15 protein-coding genes and 1 tRNA gene are annotated in these 15,513 nt (G+C 71.1%); 9 read left to right on the forward strand and 7 right to left on the reverse strand.

The window, feature by feature from the left end; genetic code table 11:
* The first annotated feature begins 78 nt into the window (after positions 1-78).
* Positions 79-1,185 carry an SMI1/KNR4 family protein gene (locus L3Q67_RS18120; protein WP_499190605.1) on the forward strand — a complete coding sequence of 369 codons (1,107 nt, stop codon included), beginning with the start codon at positions 79-81 and terminating at the stop codon, positions 1,183-1,185.
* On the opposite strand, the gene L3Q67_RS18125 is transcribed toward L3Q67_RS18120, so the two are convergent.
* Positions 1,175-1,822, reverse strand: coding sequence for an aspartate--tRNA ligase (locus tag L3Q67_RS18125; RefSeq protein ID WP_499190606.1), 648 nt, complete (start codon positions 1,820-1,822; stop codon positions 1,175-1,177). The two genes, L3Q67_RS18120 and L3Q67_RS18125, sit on opposite strands and share 11 nt — an antisense overlap.
* A gap of 216 nt (positions 1,823-2,038) precedes the next feature.
* Here L3Q67_RS18125 and L3Q67_RS18130 point away from each other — a divergent pair, with 216 nt between their 5' ends.
* From L3Q67_RS18130 to L3Q67_RS18145, 4 genes are all read left to right on the forward strand, one after another.
* Positions 2,039-2,449, forward strand: a complete 411-nt coding sequence (locus L3Q67_RS18130; RefSeq protein WP_499190607.1) for a VOC family protein — start codon at positions 2,039-2,041, stop codon at positions 2,447-2,449.
* 122 nt (positions 2,450-2,571) lie between these two features.
* Positions 2,572-2,991: a helix-turn-helix transcriptional regulator gene (locus L3Q67_RS18135; RefSeq protein ID WP_499190608.1), complete on the forward strand. Its 420-nt coding sequence runs from the start codon at positions 2,572-2,574 to the stop codon at positions 2,989-2,991.
* 7 nt (positions 2,992-2,998) lie between these two features.
* Positions 2,999-3,388 (forward strand): MerR family transcriptional regulator, encoded by a 390-nt coding sequence (locus L3Q67_RS18140; RefSeq protein ID WP_499190609.1) that lies wholly within the window; start codon positions 2,999-3,001, stop codon positions 3,386-3,388.
* Between the two features lie 48 nt (positions 3,389-3,436).
* Positions 3,437-4,210 carry a nuclear transport factor 2 family protein gene (locus L3Q67_RS18145; RefSeq protein WP_499190610.1) on the forward strand — a complete coding sequence of 258 codons (774 nt, stop codon included), beginning with the start codon at positions 3,437-3,439 and terminating at the stop codon, positions 4,208-4,210.
* A gap of 7 nt (positions 4,211-4,217) precedes the next feature.
* Here the strand turns inward: L3Q67_RS18145 and L3Q67_RS18150 are convergent.
* Positions 4,218-4,291: transfer RNA gene (locus tag L3Q67_RS18150), tRNA-Leu, on the reverse strand.
* 108 nt (positions 4,292-4,399) lie between these two features.
* Here L3Q67_RS18150 and L3Q67_RS18155 point away from each other — a divergent pair.
* Complete coding sequence (locus L3Q67_RS18155) at positions 4,400-4,621, forward strand: DUF3618 domain-containing protein (RefSeq protein WP_499190611.1); 222 nt, start codon at positions 4,400-4,402, stop codon at positions 4,619-4,621.
* A gap of 1 nt (position 4,622) precedes the next feature.
* On the opposite strand, the gene L3Q67_RS18160 is transcribed toward L3Q67_RS18155, so the two are convergent.
* Both L3Q67_RS18160 and L3Q67_RS18165 read right to left on the reverse strand, forming a co-directional pair.
* Positions 4,623-5,036: a hypothetical protein gene (locus tag L3Q67_RS18160; RefSeq protein WP_499190612.1), complete on the reverse strand. Its 414-nt coding sequence runs from the start codon at positions 5,034-5,036 to the stop codon at positions 4,623-4,625.
* Between the two features lie 150 nt (positions 5,037-5,186).
* Positions 5,187-5,798: a TetR/AcrR family transcriptional regulator gene (locus L3Q67_RS18165; RefSeq protein ID WP_499190613.1), complete on the reverse strand. Its 612-nt coding sequence runs from the start codon at positions 5,796-5,798 to the stop codon at positions 5,187-5,189.
* A gap of 89 nt (positions 5,799-5,887) precedes the next feature.
* Between L3Q67_RS18165 and L3Q67_RS18170 the strand changes: the two genes are divergently transcribed.
* Positions 5,888-7,363, forward strand: coding sequence for a flavin-containing monooxygenase (locus L3Q67_RS18170; RefSeq protein WP_499190614.1), 1,476 nt, complete (start codon positions 5,888-5,890; stop codon positions 7,361-7,363).
* A gap of 214 nt (positions 7,364-7,577) precedes the next feature.
* On the opposite strand, the gene L3Q67_RS18175 is transcribed toward L3Q67_RS18170, so the two are convergent.
* The 3 genes from L3Q67_RS18175 to L3Q67_RS18185 form a co-directional block, all read right to left on the reverse strand.
* Positions 7,578-8,051 carry a helix-turn-helix domain-containing protein gene (locus L3Q67_RS18175; RefSeq protein ID WP_499190615.1) on the reverse strand — a complete coding sequence of 158 codons (474 nt, stop codon included), beginning with the start codon at positions 8,049-8,051 and terminating at the stop codon, positions 7,578-7,580.
* Between the two features lie 190 nt (positions 8,052-8,241).
* Positions 8,242-9,942 carry an LCP family protein gene (locus tag L3Q67_RS18180; RefSeq protein ID WP_499190616.1) on the reverse strand — a complete coding sequence of 567 codons (1,701 nt, stop codon included), beginning with the start codon at positions 9,940-9,942 and terminating at the stop codon, positions 8,242-8,244.
* 117 nt (positions 9,943-10,059) lie between these two features.
* Entirely contained in the window at positions 10,060-12,240 is a 2,181-nt protein-coding gene (locus tag L3Q67_RS18185; protein ID WP_499190617.1) for a phospholipase A2, read from the reverse strand.
* Between the two features lie 274 nt (positions 12,241-12,514).
* Here L3Q67_RS18185 and L3Q67_RS18190 point away from each other — a divergent pair, with 274 nt between their 5' ends.
* Together L3Q67_RS18190 and L3Q67_RS18195 are read left to right on the forward strand one after the other, a co-directional pair.
* Positions 12,515-13,222, forward strand: a complete 708-nt coding sequence (locus tag L3Q67_RS18190) for a helix-turn-helix transcriptional regulator (protein WP_499190618.1) — start codon at positions 12,515-12,517, stop codon at positions 13,220-13,222.
* Positions 13,223-13,331: 109 nt separating this feature from the next.
* Positions 13,332-15,398, forward strand: coding sequence for a BTAD domain-containing putative transcriptional regulator (locus tag L3Q67_RS18195; RefSeq protein WP_499190619.1), 2,067 nt, complete (start codon positions 13,332-13,334; stop codon positions 15,396-15,398).
* The last annotated feature ends 115 nt before the right edge of the window (positions 15,399-15,513 follow it).

Below are 15,513 nucleotides of genomic sequence, written 5' to 3' on the forward strand. Positions count from 1 at the left end.
CGGCGACGGTCAGGTGAGCGATCGCCCCGTTTCCGTGCCACCCGCCGAACTGGTGGCCTTGCTGACATAGTGGGGTGCATGGAATGGCGGCCGTGGTTGCGGCGGTGGAGCGAGGAATGGCTCAGCGTCGCGGGGGAAAGCGAGCTGGATCCGGAAGTGGTGCGGGAGCGGTGGCTCGGCTTTCCGCCGGCGACCGAAGAGGCGGTGGCGGCGGTCGAAGCTCGGCTCGAACGCAGGCTTCCGCCGTCGTACCGGGATTTTCTGCTGACCACGGACGGCTGGCGGCACGCGGGCCAGTTCGTCTGGCGCCTGCGTGACACCAGCGATGTCGACTGGCTGTGCGTGCTCGAACCGTTCTGGGAGGAGTCCTGGGAAGACGAGAAAATGCTGGCCCACGGGGTCTTGATTTCGCGTGACGCCGACGCGGGAATCCTCTTCCTCGACCCGGACGACGTCGACGAGAACGGGGAATGGGCCGCCTACAGTCTCTTTTCCTGGCACGCCGAACCACCCACGCGCTTCCCGTCGTTCACCGCGTTGATGGAGGACCTCTACGCCGAGTTCCACCAGATGCGCAAGCCGGCCGGTGAAACCCGCGACCAATGGGACGCCGAGGTCGAGCGCGCCCGGTTGCTGGCGCTCGCCGGTGAAGTCGACGAAGCCGAAGCGGTCCTGGTGAAAGCGGATGAGTTCGGCCGCATCCGGGCCACCGTGCTGCTGGCTCAACTGCTCCTGTTGCTGGACCGGCACTACGAGGCAGGCACGCTCGTCGGGCGGCTGCTGCACCCGTCCTTCGCGCCGGACGGCTTCTACACCGATCCGCTGTTCACCGAGGAATTGCTGCCTTGGCTGTTCTTCCAGGAGACCTTGCCCGGCCGCAACTCGATCCTGCGGACGGCCTTGTACGGCGAGCAGCAGGAACTCCGCCGTGCCATCGCCCTCGCCGAAGGGGCGGGCCCGCGAACCTTCGGCAACCCCGAGTTCGACGCACTGGTGCGTCAGGCATTGGCGGGCGATCCGGACGCCGTGTGGCCGTCCGTGCAGGCCGCGCTCACGCGGTGGCGGCCAAGGACGGCCGACCACATCGCCCCGATCGCCCTGCTCACCGACCCGGTGCTGGCCTCGACCCTGACCGCGGACCGCGGCCGCGCCCTGCTCTCCCAGCCACGTTCGCTCACGGACTGAGGCGGTGGAGGTCGCGGGGGAACAGCGTGGTGTACCGGACGTTGTCCAGGCCCAGCACCCGCGCGACCCACCGTTCCAGGCCGATCGCGAAGCCGCCGTGCGGAGGCATGCCGTGGGCGAAGGTGTCCAGGTAACTCCGGTCGGCCCGGTTCCGGGTGCGTGTAGAACGGCCGCTTGCGTGACGGGTACCCGGTGACGAACAGGAATTCGGAGTCATGCGTGCGCTTCGCCCAGTCCGACAGCGCGCGTTCGTGGTCGGGAGCGAGGTCGAGGTCATCCCGGCGAGCACTTCGCGGAGCAACGCCATGACGTCGCGGTGGTCGCCGATGAACCCGGATTCGGCGTCCAGGCTGGTGTACTGGGCGAGGTGCCGCGCGGTGTCGTGGGGTTCGGCGCGGAAGACCGGGCCCACCTCGTAGACGCGCTCGAACACGCCGACCATGGCCTGCTTGAACAACTGCGGTGACTGCGCCAGGTAGGCGCGGCGGCCGAAGTAGCCGAGTTCGAAGACGTTCGCGCCGGATTCGGTGGCCGAGCCGACGATCTTGGGCGTGTGGATCTCGGTGAACCCGCGGTCGTCCAAAGTGGACCGGAATCCGCTGACACCGGCAGCGGCCACGGTGAACCGGGTGCGCAACTCCGGATGACGCAGGGCGACCGGTGCGTGGTCCAGGATCGTGGGCAGGGTCGCCGACGTGCCGCGGCAGGTCGGCAGCCAGTACTCGCGAGCTGGTCACCACCCTTGGCAGGGTAAGTACTCCACGACCGCAGGCGCGCCCCCTTTTCCGGGGCCGCGTGAACCGATCAGGAATCGAGAAGCGCGTCCCGCCGGGGCGCGCCTAGCGTGAGCTGCATGGATCTCACCATCAACGCCAGTTTCCTCCCGCAGGACGACCCCGACGCGGCCCTCGGCTTCTACCGCGACATCCTCGGCTTCGAGGTGCGCAACGACGTCGGTTACGACGGCATGCGGTGGATCACCGTCGGGCCGCCCGGTCAGCCCTCCACCGCGATCGTGCTGCACCCGCCCGCCGTCGACCCCGGCATCACCGACGACGAGCGGCGCACCATCGTCGAGATGATGGCCAAGGGCACCTACGCCGGTCTCGTACTGGCCACCAAGGACGTCGACGAAACCTTCGCGAAGCTGAAGAGCAGCACCGCCGAGGTCGTCCAGGAGCCGACGGACCAGCCCTACGGCATCCGCGACTGCGCCGTCCGCGACCCGGCGGGCAACCTGCTGCGGATCCAGGAGGTGAAGTGACGCTCGCCCTGGAGGTGGGCACCGAGGCGGCGACCCCGGGCTTCCGCGGGTACACCGTGTCCTGCGTCGTCGAGCAGGTCACTTGCTCCGGGAACCGGGCTTGATGTGGCACGATCGCGCAGGTGAGCAGTAGACCCGCGGCCGAGCAGCGCCTGAGCGACCTGGCGCGGTTGCGCCGTGTCCGCGACCGGATCGATCGCGAATACGCGCAGCCGCTGGACGTCGAGGCGCTCGCTCGCGGGGTGAACATGTCGGCGGGGCACCTGAGCCGTCAGTTCCGGCTGGCGTACGGGGAATCACCGTACGGCTACCTGATGACGCGGCGCATCGAGCGGGCGATGGCGTTGCTGCGCCGCGGCGACCTCAGCGTCACGGAGGTGTGCTTCACCGTGGGGTGCTCGTCGCTGGGTACGTTCAGCACGCGGTTCACCGAGCTGGTCGGCGTGCCGCCGAGCGTCTACCGGCGGGAGCGGGCGGAGACGACGGCGGGCATCCCGTCGTGCGTGGCCAAGCAGGTGACCAGACCGGTGCGGAGCAGGTGAGGGATCGATGCGGATCGGGGAACTGAGCAGGCGGACGGGCGTCCACGCCCACCAGCTGCGGTACTACGAGGCCCAGGGCCTGCTGGAGGCGGACCGCGGCTCGAACGGCTACCGCGAGTACGGCGAGGACGCGGTGCTGCGGGTGAAGCAGATCCGGCACCTGCTCGGGGCCGGGCTGTCGTCCGAGGACATCGCCTACCTGCTGCCCTGCGCGACCGGAGAGGCCCCGGACCTGATCGGGTGCCCGGAACTGCTGGCGGCCATGCGTTCGCGCCTGGGGCGGCTCAACGAGCAGCTCGCCCGGCTCGCCCAGTCCCGCGACGCGCTCGCCGACTACATCGACGCGGCGGAGCGGATCGGCGGCGAGCACTACCCGCCGTTGACGATGCCCGCCTGAACCGCCACTGACAGCAGGTGTCAGTGACCCCGGCCTAGCGTCGTGGTCATGACCCCCAGCACCTTCGCCGCCCGGTACACCGCCGTGTGGAACGAGCCGGATGCCGCGCTGCGGCGCAAGGCCATCACCGAACTCTGGGCCGAAGACGGCGCCGAGTACCTCCCGAGCACCGAGTACCACGGTCACGACGCCCTCGAGGTCCGGGTGGCCGCGGCGTACGAACAGTTCGTCGCGCCGGGGGAGTGCGCCTTCGTGCCTGCCGAGGACAGCACGCACAACCACGACGCCATCACGTTCTCCACCCATCTGGTCCCGGTGGCCGGTGGTGTCCCCGTCTGGACCGGGACGGTCTTCGCCCAGCTCGACGACGAAGGCCGCATCCGGCGCGACTACCAGTTCGCCCGGCCGGACGGGAGCACCCGGGCGGTGGTGACCGGGTTCCTCGACCGCCTGGCGACCGGGGACCCCGACCTGGTCGCCGGACTGTTCGCCGAGCAGGTCGATTGGCAACTCGACTGGCCGGCGGAGGGGCATGCCGCGGTGCCCTGGATCCGTGCTCGCTCGACCAGGGCCGACGTGGCCGACCACTTCCGCCAGCTGAACGAGTTCCACGTGCCCGAGAAGCAGGGCGGGGGCGCCCCGAAGATCCTGGTCGACGGCACGGACGCGGTGGTGCTCGGCGACATCCGCCAGACCGTGAGGGCCACCGGCCGGGCGTACGTGGCGCGCTGCGCCCTGCACGTCACCGTCGAAGAGGGCTTGATCACCCGCTACCACGTGTACGAGGACAGCCTCACCGTCGCGCGGGCGCATGGGGGGTGATCAGGGGTGGGCCCGGTGAGACTCGAACTCACACTGGCACGGACCTAAACCGTGTGCCTCTGCCAATTGGGCTACGGGCCCCGCTCGCGGGAGCAGCCTAGCGCCCGGCCCCGGCGGGGTGGATCGGCGGGCGGATGCGTGGTGATCTAACGTTGGGGCCTGCGACAGGCTGCCTGGCGAGGAGGACCCGTGGCGCGCGACCCGGACACCATTGAGCGTGAGATCGAGAAGGCCAGGGACGCGCTCGCGTCCACGCTGGACGAGCTCAGCGTCAAGGCGAACCCCAAGCGGCTCGCGGATTCCGCGAAGACCAGCGTGCTGGCCAAGCTGAGCGAGCCCAGGGTGAAGTACCCGCTGATCGGCGCCGGAGTGCTGATCGGCGTGCTGTTGCTGCGGAAACTGTTCCGCTGACTCAGGCGCGGGCGACCGGCGGCTTCGCTTCCAGCTCTTCGCTGGCGTCGCCGGTCTCCGTGCGCTGGGTGTCGATGGCCTCGCCGATGTCGGTGAACACCCCCGCCGCGGGGTCGTCGATCGCTTCCTGGAGCTCCGACTTGGCTTCGGGCGCCGATTCCCCGGGGCTGTCTTCCGAGCGGGTCAGGCGTGCGCTCATGTAGGCGTGCGTGAAATCGAGCGCGCTGCCGTTGAGCAGGTGCACCACGGTCGCCTTCTCGCCCCCGGAGAGCTTCTCCACCAGCTGGTCCGCGCGGTCGCGGGCGGCGATGATGCCGGGGGCCTTGCCGGTCAGCGGCTCACCCTCGAGCCCGCTGACGGTGACCGTCCAGTCGTCGTTGTCCGGCGTGTACGTCGCCGTGATGGTCGCCGCCATTCGCCCCACCCCTCTCGCAGCTGACACCCCGGTCGGGGAAAGCTGGTGCCGTAGCATTGTAGATCCGTTGACGGTTCTATCGATACCGCACGAGCGACGCTGTGTCACAGCTAACCGGGGAAATGCTACTGCCGGTAGTCGCTTGCTGGCTCAGATGACAACACGATCGTGCAATCCGGCCCACAGAAGGTCCATCGCGTAGCCGGTAACCATCTCAGGGGTGATTTCGTCGTGGCGTTCGGTCCAGATCGCCAGCCGTTCGCAGGCACCCACGACGAATTCCGCGGAGGCTTCCACCTGCAGGGGTGAGGCGGCGCTGAAGTACCCGGCCATCAAGGCGGCGATCAGGTCGGTCTGCTGCCGCCGGGTGGCCTCGATGCCGTCGGCCGCCGGCGTGCCGATCAGCGTCATCTCGTGGCGCAGCAGCGACCACGACTGCCGCCGCTCGCGGATGAACACGAAGAACGCGAGCAGGCCGCGGCGCAGCGCGTCCTCGGCGTCGGTGGCCTTGGCGACCGCCTCCTCGGTGGCGGTCCGCAGTTCGGACCGCGCCTGCTCGATGCACGCCAGCAGCAGGCCTTCCTTCGAGTTGAAGTACTCGTAGAGCATCGGTTTCGACACGCCCACCCGCTCGGCGATGTCGTCCATCGACGCGGCGACGTACCCGCGTTCGGCGAACACCGCTTCAGCCACCTCCACCATCTGGCGCTCGCGCTCGGCGCGGGGCATGCGCTTGCGCCGCGGGGCCTGCTCGGTTGTCATGCGCCCACTCTACCGACCGTCTACCGCCGGTAACCTACTTCGAGTAAGGTGGACTCCGGGTAACGGTAAAACGGCGTGGAGGACAGGGCATGAACCAGCGCGACGAAACCGGTGTGCTGATCATCGGGACCGGCTTCTCGGGCCTCGGGATGGCCGCGAAGCTCCGCAAACAGGGCCGCAGCGACTTCGTCATCCTCGAGAAGGCGCAGGAGGTCGGCGGCACCTGGCGCGACAACACCTATCCGGGCTGCGCGTGCGACATCCAGTCGCACATGTACTCGTTCTCCTTCGAGCAGAACCCGTCGTGGTCGCGGGCCTTCTCGCCGCAGCCGGAGATCTGGGACTACCTGCGCGGGTTCGCCCGCAAGTACGACCTCTACCGCTACGTCCGCTTCGGCCAGGAGATGACCGGCGCGCGCTGGGACGAGGCCGAGCAGCGGTGGCACGTCACCACCCGCGCCGGCGACGAGTTCGTGGCGCGCTTCCTGGTGGCCGGGGTCGGCGCGCTGCACCTGCCGCAGATCCCCGACCTGCCCGGCATCGAGTCCTTCGAAGGCCGCGCCTTCCACTCCGCCGAGTGGGACCACGACTACGACCTGCGCGGCAAGCGGGTCGCGGTGGTGGGGACCGGGGCGAGCGCGATCCAGTTCGTGCCGAAGATCGCCGAGGACACCGCCGCGGTGCACCTGTTCCAGCGCACCCCGCCGTGGATCATGCCCAAGCCGGACCACGAGATGCCGGAGTGGTCGAAGAAGCTGTTCGCGCGCGTTCCGGGGGTGCAGCGGCTCTACCGCGACCTGCTCTACTGGGTGCTCGAGGTGCGCGCGGTCGGGTTCAACGGGCGGCCGTGGCTGATGAAGCTGGCGCAGAAGCTGGCGAAGGCGCAGATCAACAAGGCGATCAAGGACCCGGAGCTGCGGCGGAAGGTCACCCCGGACTACACGCTCGGCTGCAAGCGGGTGCTCATCTCCAACGACTACTACCCGGCGCTGGCCCGCGACGACGTCGAGGTGGTCACCGACGGCATCGCCGAGGTCAAGGCGCACAGCGTGGTGGACGGGGCCGGGGTGGAGCGCGAGGTCGACGCGATCATCTACGGCACCGGGTTCCACGTCACCGACGCCTTCGACGAGCTGGAGATCACCGGTGTCGGCGGCAGGCAGCTCAACAAGGAGTGGGCCGCCGAGGGCATGCGGACCCACCTCGGCATCACCGTGGCGGGTTACCCGAACCTGTTCTTCCTGCTCGGGCCGAACACCGGGCTGGGGCACAACTCGGTGGTGTTCATGATCGAGTCGCAGACCGACTACATCACCGACGCGATCCGGCTGGTCGAGCGGACCTCCTCGGGTTCGATCGAGCCGCGGGAGTCGGTGCAGGACCGGTTCAACGCCGAGATCCAGGGGCAGCTGGAGCGGGGCATCTGGACCCAGGGCGGCTGCCAGAGCTGGTACCTGGATGCGCAGGGCGTCAACCGCACCATCTGGCCCGGCTTCACCTGGCGCTACTGGCTGAAGACCCGGAAGGTCAACCCCGCCGACTACCAGCTGATCGGCCGCAGCTGACCTGGGCCGCCCGCCTGTGCCCCAATGCTATGAGTGGGGCATTACTAGCGTTGGATGCAAGTAATGCCCCACTCATAGCATTCGCCCTGGCTCGGGCGGCCGGGCGGCGGGGGCGGGCGGTGAGCAGTGGGCGGCCGCCACTGATCGATGGACACGAATGTGGCTTTGGGGGCGGATTCGGCCCCCAAAGCCACATTCGTGTCAGGGCAGCGGTCTAGGTGCTGGGTGGGGCGGACAGGGTGCGCAGGCGGCCCATCAGGTCGGCGGCGCCCAGGCCGCACAGGGAGGCCAGTTGCTTGATGGCACCCTCGTCGAGCTGGATTTCGCGGGACGAGTTGCCGTGGTTCAGCCTGCCTTCGGCCCATCGGCGCAGCGGCAGCAGTTCGGGCTGGTTGTCGGCGACCACCTGGCGCAGGTCCAAACGCACGCGGCCGGGCTCGTCGGTGAACACCCGCCGGTGCACGCGCGCGAGCAGGTCCTGCGGCAGTTCGTCCATCGCCAGGCACAGCTCGACCAGCCGCGTCACCGAGCACTGCCGCGTGCCGAGTTCGTAGGTGGCCAGCGTCTGCAGCGAGATGTCGCTCTGCAGGTGCGAGTTCAGCTCCTTGCGCGTCCAGCCCCGCCGTCGCCTGAGCTTGCGCAGCTCCTCACCGAGGACCCGTTGGTAGATGTCTCCGTCGATCCGCACTCCGCGTCCCCTGCCTCGACCGCGCGCTTGATCGCATTCCGGTGCCGACTCCCCCGTAGGAATGCAAGCTTTGTTCACGGCTATGTAAGTCGGCGGGAAGCCATCTCTTACGCGATTTCCCCCGGGCGTTTTCGAGCCGATACTAATTCCTGCCCGAACGGGGGAGGTCACTAGGCCGAACGGAGTAGTGTCAGTTCACGCAAGTGACGCCGTCAGCCTTGATCGGTTGCTCGGCGCTTCCGCCAGGTTGCTCGGGGGTCTGCTGCGGCTGGGGCGCGGTGAACTGCCGCGCGGGAGCCGAACCGGCGGCCTGCGAACTGACGCCCGCGCCCGAGTAGTCGCTGCCGACGTAGACGGTGACGTGCCCGGCCGCGACGGTCGGGTCCTCCTCGGCGCTGATCTGCCCGCCCAGCGCGTCGGCCACCGACTGCCCGGCGGTCTCCCCGCCGGTGCCGTAGCGGATCACGCTGGTCTTGCGAGAGGACGCGTTGGAGGTCTCGCCCGCGGTGAAGCCCTGGCCGGTGAGCGCCTCGGACACCTTCGCCGCCAGCCCGGTCACCCCGGAGGCGTTGCGCACGTCCACGGTGGTCTTGGCGTTGTCGGCACCCGGTGCGGCCGGGGCGCCGGGCGGCGGGCCCGCCAGGCCCTGGACGAACTTCTTCACCTCGCCGGGGTCGACCTGGATGGCCGAGCCGTCGTTCGGCGTGGCGAAGTCCATGTTGACCACCGGGATGGTGCGGAACTCCAGTTGCCCGCCGGTCAGCCCCTTCATCTGCTGGGCGAAGCCGACGATGTCCCAGCCCTGGTTGAGCACCACCGACTTCTGCAGCGCGCCCGCCAGGTCGTTCAGCTTCACCGGGTCGGCCAGCGTGCCCGCGGAGAGCACCTTGCGGGCCAGCCCCGCCATGAACACCTGCTGGCGGACCACCCGGTCGAGGTCGCCGCGCGGCAGGCCGTGCCGCTGGCGGACGAAGGCCAGCGCGTCCGCGCCGGAGACCGACTGCGGGCCCTTCGGGAAGTTGGCGCCGGAGAACTCGTCCCTCACCGCCTCGTTCAGGCAGACGTCGACGCCGCCGATGGCCGTGGTCACGTCGTGGAAGCCGAGCAGGTTGATCGAGGCGTAGTTGTCGATCTTGGAACCGGTGAGCTTCTCGACCGTGGCGACCAGGGTCTTCGCGCCCTCCTGGTTGCTGCGCAGTTCGAGCTGCTGCGGGTCGGTGACGCCTTCGGACTCCAGCTTGCGGCGCGAGTCGGTCTTGGCGCGGGCGTAGGCCGAATTGATCTTGTGCTTGCCGTAGCCGCCGGGGATGTCCACGTAGGAGTCGCGCGGCAGGGAGATCGCCACGGCCTTGCTGCCGTCGTTCGGGATGTGCACGAAGATCAGCGTGTCGGTGTTCAGCTCGCCGTCGGCGGCCCCGGCACGCAGCTGCGCCAGCACCTCCTTGGGCAGTGGGTTGCCCTGCGCGTCGGTGCGGCTGTCCATGCCGACGAGCAGGATGTCCCGCGCGCCGTCGGCCGGCTTCTCGCCACCCGCGTCGTCGGCGAGCACGTCGGTGGTGGTGAGCCCGCTGACCAGGCCCTGCATCGCCGCCCACGCGTACCCGGTCAAACTCATCACCAGCAGCGAGACCAGCGCCAGCGAGATCTTCACCCCGCGGTTCGACCGGCGAGGCGGCGGTGGGGGCGGGGCCGGGCGGCGGGATTCGGGCCGCCGCACCGGGGAGGCACCGGCGGACGGGCGCCGGGGCGGCAGGTCACGAGAGAGCTGGTCACGCGAGGACGTCTCACGCGAGGACGGCACCGGACGCGGTCGTGGTGCCGAGGAGTCGTCGTCCTGCCATGGCCGGGCGGGCCGACGTGCCCCTCGGTCCCTTCGTGGCGGGTACTCCAACTCCGACAGCTCCTCGGTTCGCGTGCCTTACTTGGTCAGACGTACGGGACCGGCGCACGGTTGTGCTCGGCGAGCATCAGCGTGGCATATCACTCCGGGAACCGCCCCACAGCTCCCTCAGTGCGTGGCCCTGGCCACTCGTGGAGTGGCGAAAAGCCTGGTCAGCAGCGTACCGAGGGCGGCGACCACGGCCAGTACGGCGACCACCCCGTGCAGCGCGACGCCCACCCGGTCGATCACCGGGCCCGCCGTCGCGGACAGCAGCGGCGGCACGCAGGCGAGCGCGGTGAGCACCCAGGTGGCCGGTGCGTCGCTGGTGCCGATGCGCTGGGTGTGCAGCAGGAACACGCCCAGCAGCAGGTGGACCAGGTTCTGGATCGGGTCGGGCGCCAGCCCGAGCTGACCGCCGAACTGGGTGAGCGCGAAGCCGAACAGGCCGGTCACCGCGAAGCCGAGCCCGAGTACCACGGCGGACCGGCCGAGCAGCCTGCCCAGGCCGCCGTCGGGCACGGGCGCGGTGGGCGGGTGCGGCGAGTGGTCGTGCGCCCGGCGCTCGAACCACCAGAACACCAGCACCGCCGGTCCGGCGAGCAGGCCGAGCGCGGCGATCGTGCGCGGGTGCGTCAGCCACGCCCAGGCGTCGATCACGTCCACCGGCAGGTAGACCACGGTGACCAGCAACAGCATCGCGGCGAGGAAACCCAGGTACAGGCTCATCGGTGCCCGCAGCGCCTGCGCGGCGGCCCTGGAGACGTCCTCACGGGCGGCGAGCCGGGTCAGCGGAGCCGAGAGCAGGCCGAGCAGGCACAGCTGGGCGACCCCGAGGAGCAGCACGGGCAGCGTCGGCGCGGCCAGCGCGGGCGGCGCGCCGGACACGTTCAGCACCATCGGCGACCCCCCGCCGGCCGTGGTGACCAGCGCCAGCGCGCCCAGCCCGGCGACGGCCCCGGCGACCAGCGGCCCGCGCTTCGGCGTGCCGGACCCGGCGTGCACGAACGCGACCTGCTGGGCCAGCAGCGCGAGGGCGAAACCACCGGCGTACCGGGCGATCGGCGAGCCGATCAGCTCGGCGGTGACCACCAGCGCGGCCAGCGCGCCGACCACGAGCCAGCCCGAGCGCAGCCGGCGCTGCAGGGCCGACATCGCCGGGGTGAGCACCACGGTCAGCAGGTAGAAACCCAGCAACCACAACGGGTGCAGGGCGATCCGGGTGACCACCGCGTTGGTGCCCGCCGGGATGTGCAGCAGTTCCAGCGCCATCGGCACGGCGAAGGCGACCACCACGAAGATCAGCGCGGGCCGCAGCAGCCAGCTGACCCGGTGCGCGAGGTACTGCCGGTAGCCGCCGCCGTTGTCCACGCACGCCCGCCAGCCCGCCGCGTTGGCGTGCCCGCCGGCGAAGAAGAACACCGGCGCGAGCTGGGTCAGCCAGGTCAGCGGCCACAGCCAGCCGTCGGGGACGCCTGCCCAGTGGCCCAGCGCGACCGCCGATTCGCCGAGCACCAGCCCGGTGATCGCGGCCACCGCGAGCACCATCCACCGGCCGCCCCGCGGCACCGGCTGGAGCGCCACGGGTGCTGCCGCGCCGGTGGCCCTCGGCACCGCCCGCCGGGTGCGCAGCCAGCCACGCAGGCGGAACACCAGCAGGCAGCCGATCACCGCCACCCCGGCCAGCATCGGGCCGATCGGCTCGCCGGTGGGCGGGCCCCAGCGCTGGTGCCAGGAGTTGATCACCAGGCCCGCGGTGTACAGGGAGGCGACCGCCTTGCAGGAGCCGGAGGAGCCCATCGGGTTGATGTCGCAGGTGGCCTGCATGTCGGTGGAGAGCCGGGCGTCGAGGGCTTCGCGCCACTTCGGATCCAGCGGGTGGCCCTGGTTGTCGGCGTAGCGGAGCAGGTCGTAGCCGAGGTCGTGGGACTTGCAGGCGACCCCGAAGTCCCAGCGGGTGCTGTCCTCACCCCACGGCGCGGAGCAGCCGCCGCCGACGTGGATCGCGCGCACGGTGCCGTCGCGGGCCGGTTCGGCCGCCGCGGTCACGCCGAGCACCTCGTTCAGGTCGGCCGGGAGCAGGCCGAGCGCGGTGGGCTCGGCGCCGGGGGTGACGAGCGCCTCGACCGCGCGCTGCGCGTCGGCGACACCGCCCTGGGGCGGGCCCTGGTCGGGCAGGGGCGCGGACCTCGACGCCACGAAGCCGAACGCGACGACGACCAGCGTCACGAGCAGGAGCCAGGCAGAGGTCGACAGTGAAAGCCGGACGCGCCTTGGCGCGTCCGGCCGGGTGTCGGCGGCTGCGGTCATGGACTCCAGGGTCTCAGTCCGGTCTCGGCGAGCACATCCGGATAACCCCCGGACGTCTTCTTCGCAGGTTACCGGCGGTGTGGGGGAGTTCGCCGGATGTCCAAAGGAACCCTTAGTTGCCCCTTCGGCCCACCGCGGTGCGGCACGACTCGCTCACGGACGGTGTTTCCGCTGGTCAGCGCGTTGCGGGTGGAACGGAGCGTGGTCGCGCGACTCCAGCGGGACTCGACCGGGCCGCGGCTAGCCTCGGTCCACCGATCCGAGGGGGATTGCCTTGACCTGCCACACCCCAATCCAGCCGACCGCGGCCAGAGTGCTGCTCGGCGTCCACGACGGCGACCTGCGCGCCGACATCGTGGTCGAGTTGTCGGCGCGGCCGGGGCTGGTGCTCGCCGCACCCGCCGACGGCCTGCGGCACCTGGTCCACCGGGCCCGCGGCTGGCGCGCCGACGTGGTCGTGCTCGATCTGACCACCGAAGGGCTGGACGTGGTGGAGGTGAGCAGGCTGCTCGCCGATCCGGCCGCCGAGCACCGCCCGCGCCCGCTGCTGCTCGCCGGCGACGGGCAGGACGAACTCGTGGTGGCCGCCATCCGGGCGGGGGCCCGCGGTGCCCTCGCCCGGTCCTGTTCGGCGCACGAGATCGGCGACGCGGTGTGCGCGGTGGCCGCCGCGGGCGCCTACCTCGACGTGCCGCTGACCCGGCGGGTGCTGGACCGGCTCACCGCGCCCGGCCGTGAGCTGGCGGAGGTGTTCCCGCGGCTGACCCGCCGTGAACGCGAGGTGGTGCGGTACCTGGCGAAGGGCATGACGAACGCGGAAATCGCCCGTGAGACCGCGCTGACGCTGCGCACGGTCAAGTACCACGTTTCGGGGATCCTGCGGAAACTCGGCTGCCGGACCCGGGCGCAGGCCGCCGCGCGGGTCGGTGCCGCGGCGGATTTCCCCTTGCTGACAACCAAAGTTGAGGAGCGCGCAGGTTAGTGACACCACGCAGGTCCGATCGGGTGGTCTGGACCGCGACGCCGGGAGGCCCGGCCCCGCCCTGCTGCAAGATGACGCCGTTGACGGCGACCGGGGCGGGGGAGCCACCGTGGAGCGGGAAGAGGGCGGGTTCGGCGCGGTGCTGCGTGCGCACCGCAGCCGGGCGGGACTGACCCAGCGCGAGCTGGCGTCGCGCTCGGGCGTCAGCTTGCGCGCGATCCGGTACCTGGAGCAGAACCGGGTGGCCCGGCCGCGACGGGATTCGCTGCGGCGGCTGGCCGGAGCGCTGGAACTGCCCGGCGCGGTGGCCGCGGCGTGGGCGGGCGGTGACTTCCGGCTGCCGCCCGACCAGCTGTCGATCGGCGTGCTCGGCCCGCTCACCGTGACCAGGGACGCGGTGCCGCTGGACCTGGGACCGGCCAAGCAGCGCTGCCTGTTCGCCCTGCTGGCGTTGCGCGCGGGGGAGGTGGTCGACCGAGCCGAGATCATCGACGTGCTCTGGGGCGACCGGCCGCCGGCGAGCTGCTCGAACCTGGTGCACACCTACGTTTCCGGCCTGCGGAAGGTGCTGGAACCCGAGCGCGGCGGCCCGTTCGCGCCCGCGCTGCACTCCAGTTACGGCGGTTACCGGCTCGACGCCGCGGACCTCGATCTGGCGCGGTTCGACGACCTCGCCCGGCGGGCGCGGGCCTCGCGGTTCGCGGAACCGCAGGTGGCGCTGGAGTTGTTCGCGCGGGCGTTGCGGGAGTGGCGCGGTCCGGTGCTCGCCGGGCTGCCGCCGAACCTGCGGGCGCACCCGGTCGCGCTGGCGGTCTCGAGTCGTCGGCTGGCGACCGCGTTCGACTACGCCGACACCGCGCTCGCCGCGGGCGAGGGCGCCCGCGCGGTCGGCGAGCTGCAGGAGCTGGCGCGCGAAGAACCGTGGCACGAAGGGCTTTCCGCCCGGCTGATGCTGGCGCTCGCGGCCTCCGGGCAGCAGGCGGCGGCGCTGGCGTTGTTCGCCGAGGTCCGGCAGCGACTCGCGGACGAGCTCGGCGTGGAGCCGGGCGCCGAGCTGCGCGCGGCACACCTGCGCGTGGTCCGGGGCGAACTCGGCTGCGGGGGAGTGGTGCCCGCGCAACTGCCCGCGGACGTCGACGGGTTCGCCGGACGCGCCAGGTACCTCGCGTGGCTCGACGAGTTCGCCCCGGCCACCGTGCTGCACGGCCGCGCGGGGGCAGGCAAGAGCGCGCTGGCGGTGCACTGGGCCCATCGCGTCCGCGCGCGGTTCCCCGACGGCCAGCTGTACGTGAACCTGCGCGGGTACACGCGGGACCCGGCGCGGCCACTGGACGTGCTCACCCGGTTCCTGCGCGCGCTCGGCGTGCCCGCGGACGGCGTGCCCGCGGAGCTGGAGGAGGCCGCGCACCTCTACCGCTCCCGGCTGGCGAACCGGGCCGTGCTGGTGGTGCTGGACAACGCGGTGGACAGCGAGCAGGTGCGCCCGCTGCTGCCCGGCGCCGCCACCAGCCTGGTCACCAGCCGTGATCGCCTCTCCGCCGGGCCGGGCGCGCGCCGGATCCGCCTCGACGTGTTGGAGCGGGCCGAAGCCCACCAGCTACTGGCCGGGATGCTCGGCGAGGAACGGCTGGCCGCCGAACCCGCTGCCGTCCGCGAACTGGTGACCGCGTGTGACCAGCTGCCGCTGGCCCTGCGGCTGGCCGGGGCCAATCTGCTGGTGGCGCCGGGGTCCGGGGTGGCCGCCTACAACGCCGCGGTGCGCGCGCACGGCAGGCTGCGCGAGCCGGAAGACCGGCGCGACGCGGTCCGATCCGCGTTCGACCTGTCCTACGCCCGGCTCGATCCGCGGGCCCGGCGGCTGTTCCGGCTGCTGAGCCTGGTCCCCGGCGCGGACTTCCCCGGACCGGCCGCGGTGGCGCTGCTCGGGGACGCCGGCGGCCGCCGGGTGCTCACCCGGCTGGTGTCGGCGAATTTGGTCGCCGAACCGATGACCGGGCGGTTCCGGCTGCACGACCTGCTGCGGGGTTATGCGGCCGAACGGGCGGCCGAGGAAGAAGGGGAGGCGGCGCTGGAAGCCGCGTTGTCCCGGCTCCGCGAGGACGGACTGGGCGAACCGGAGATAAAGCCCGAGCCGGTACCCAACGCCGGATTAGTGCATTGGCATCAGGTGCGGTAAAAAGAGATTTTTGCCACTGTGTGGAACCGAGGCGGGTAAAATGCTCTGACCACCGCTTATCGGGCCCCCGACTTAATCCGTAACACTGTCATTGGTCCGGACCTATGACTTGCCG

The sequence above is a fragment of the Saccharothrix sp. AJ9571 genome, from assembly GCF_021725495.1.
In the GTDB taxonomy this organism is placed as follows: Bacteria; Actinomycetota; Actinomycetes; order Mycobacteriales; family Pseudonocardiaceae; genus Amycolatopsis; species Amycolatopsis magusensis.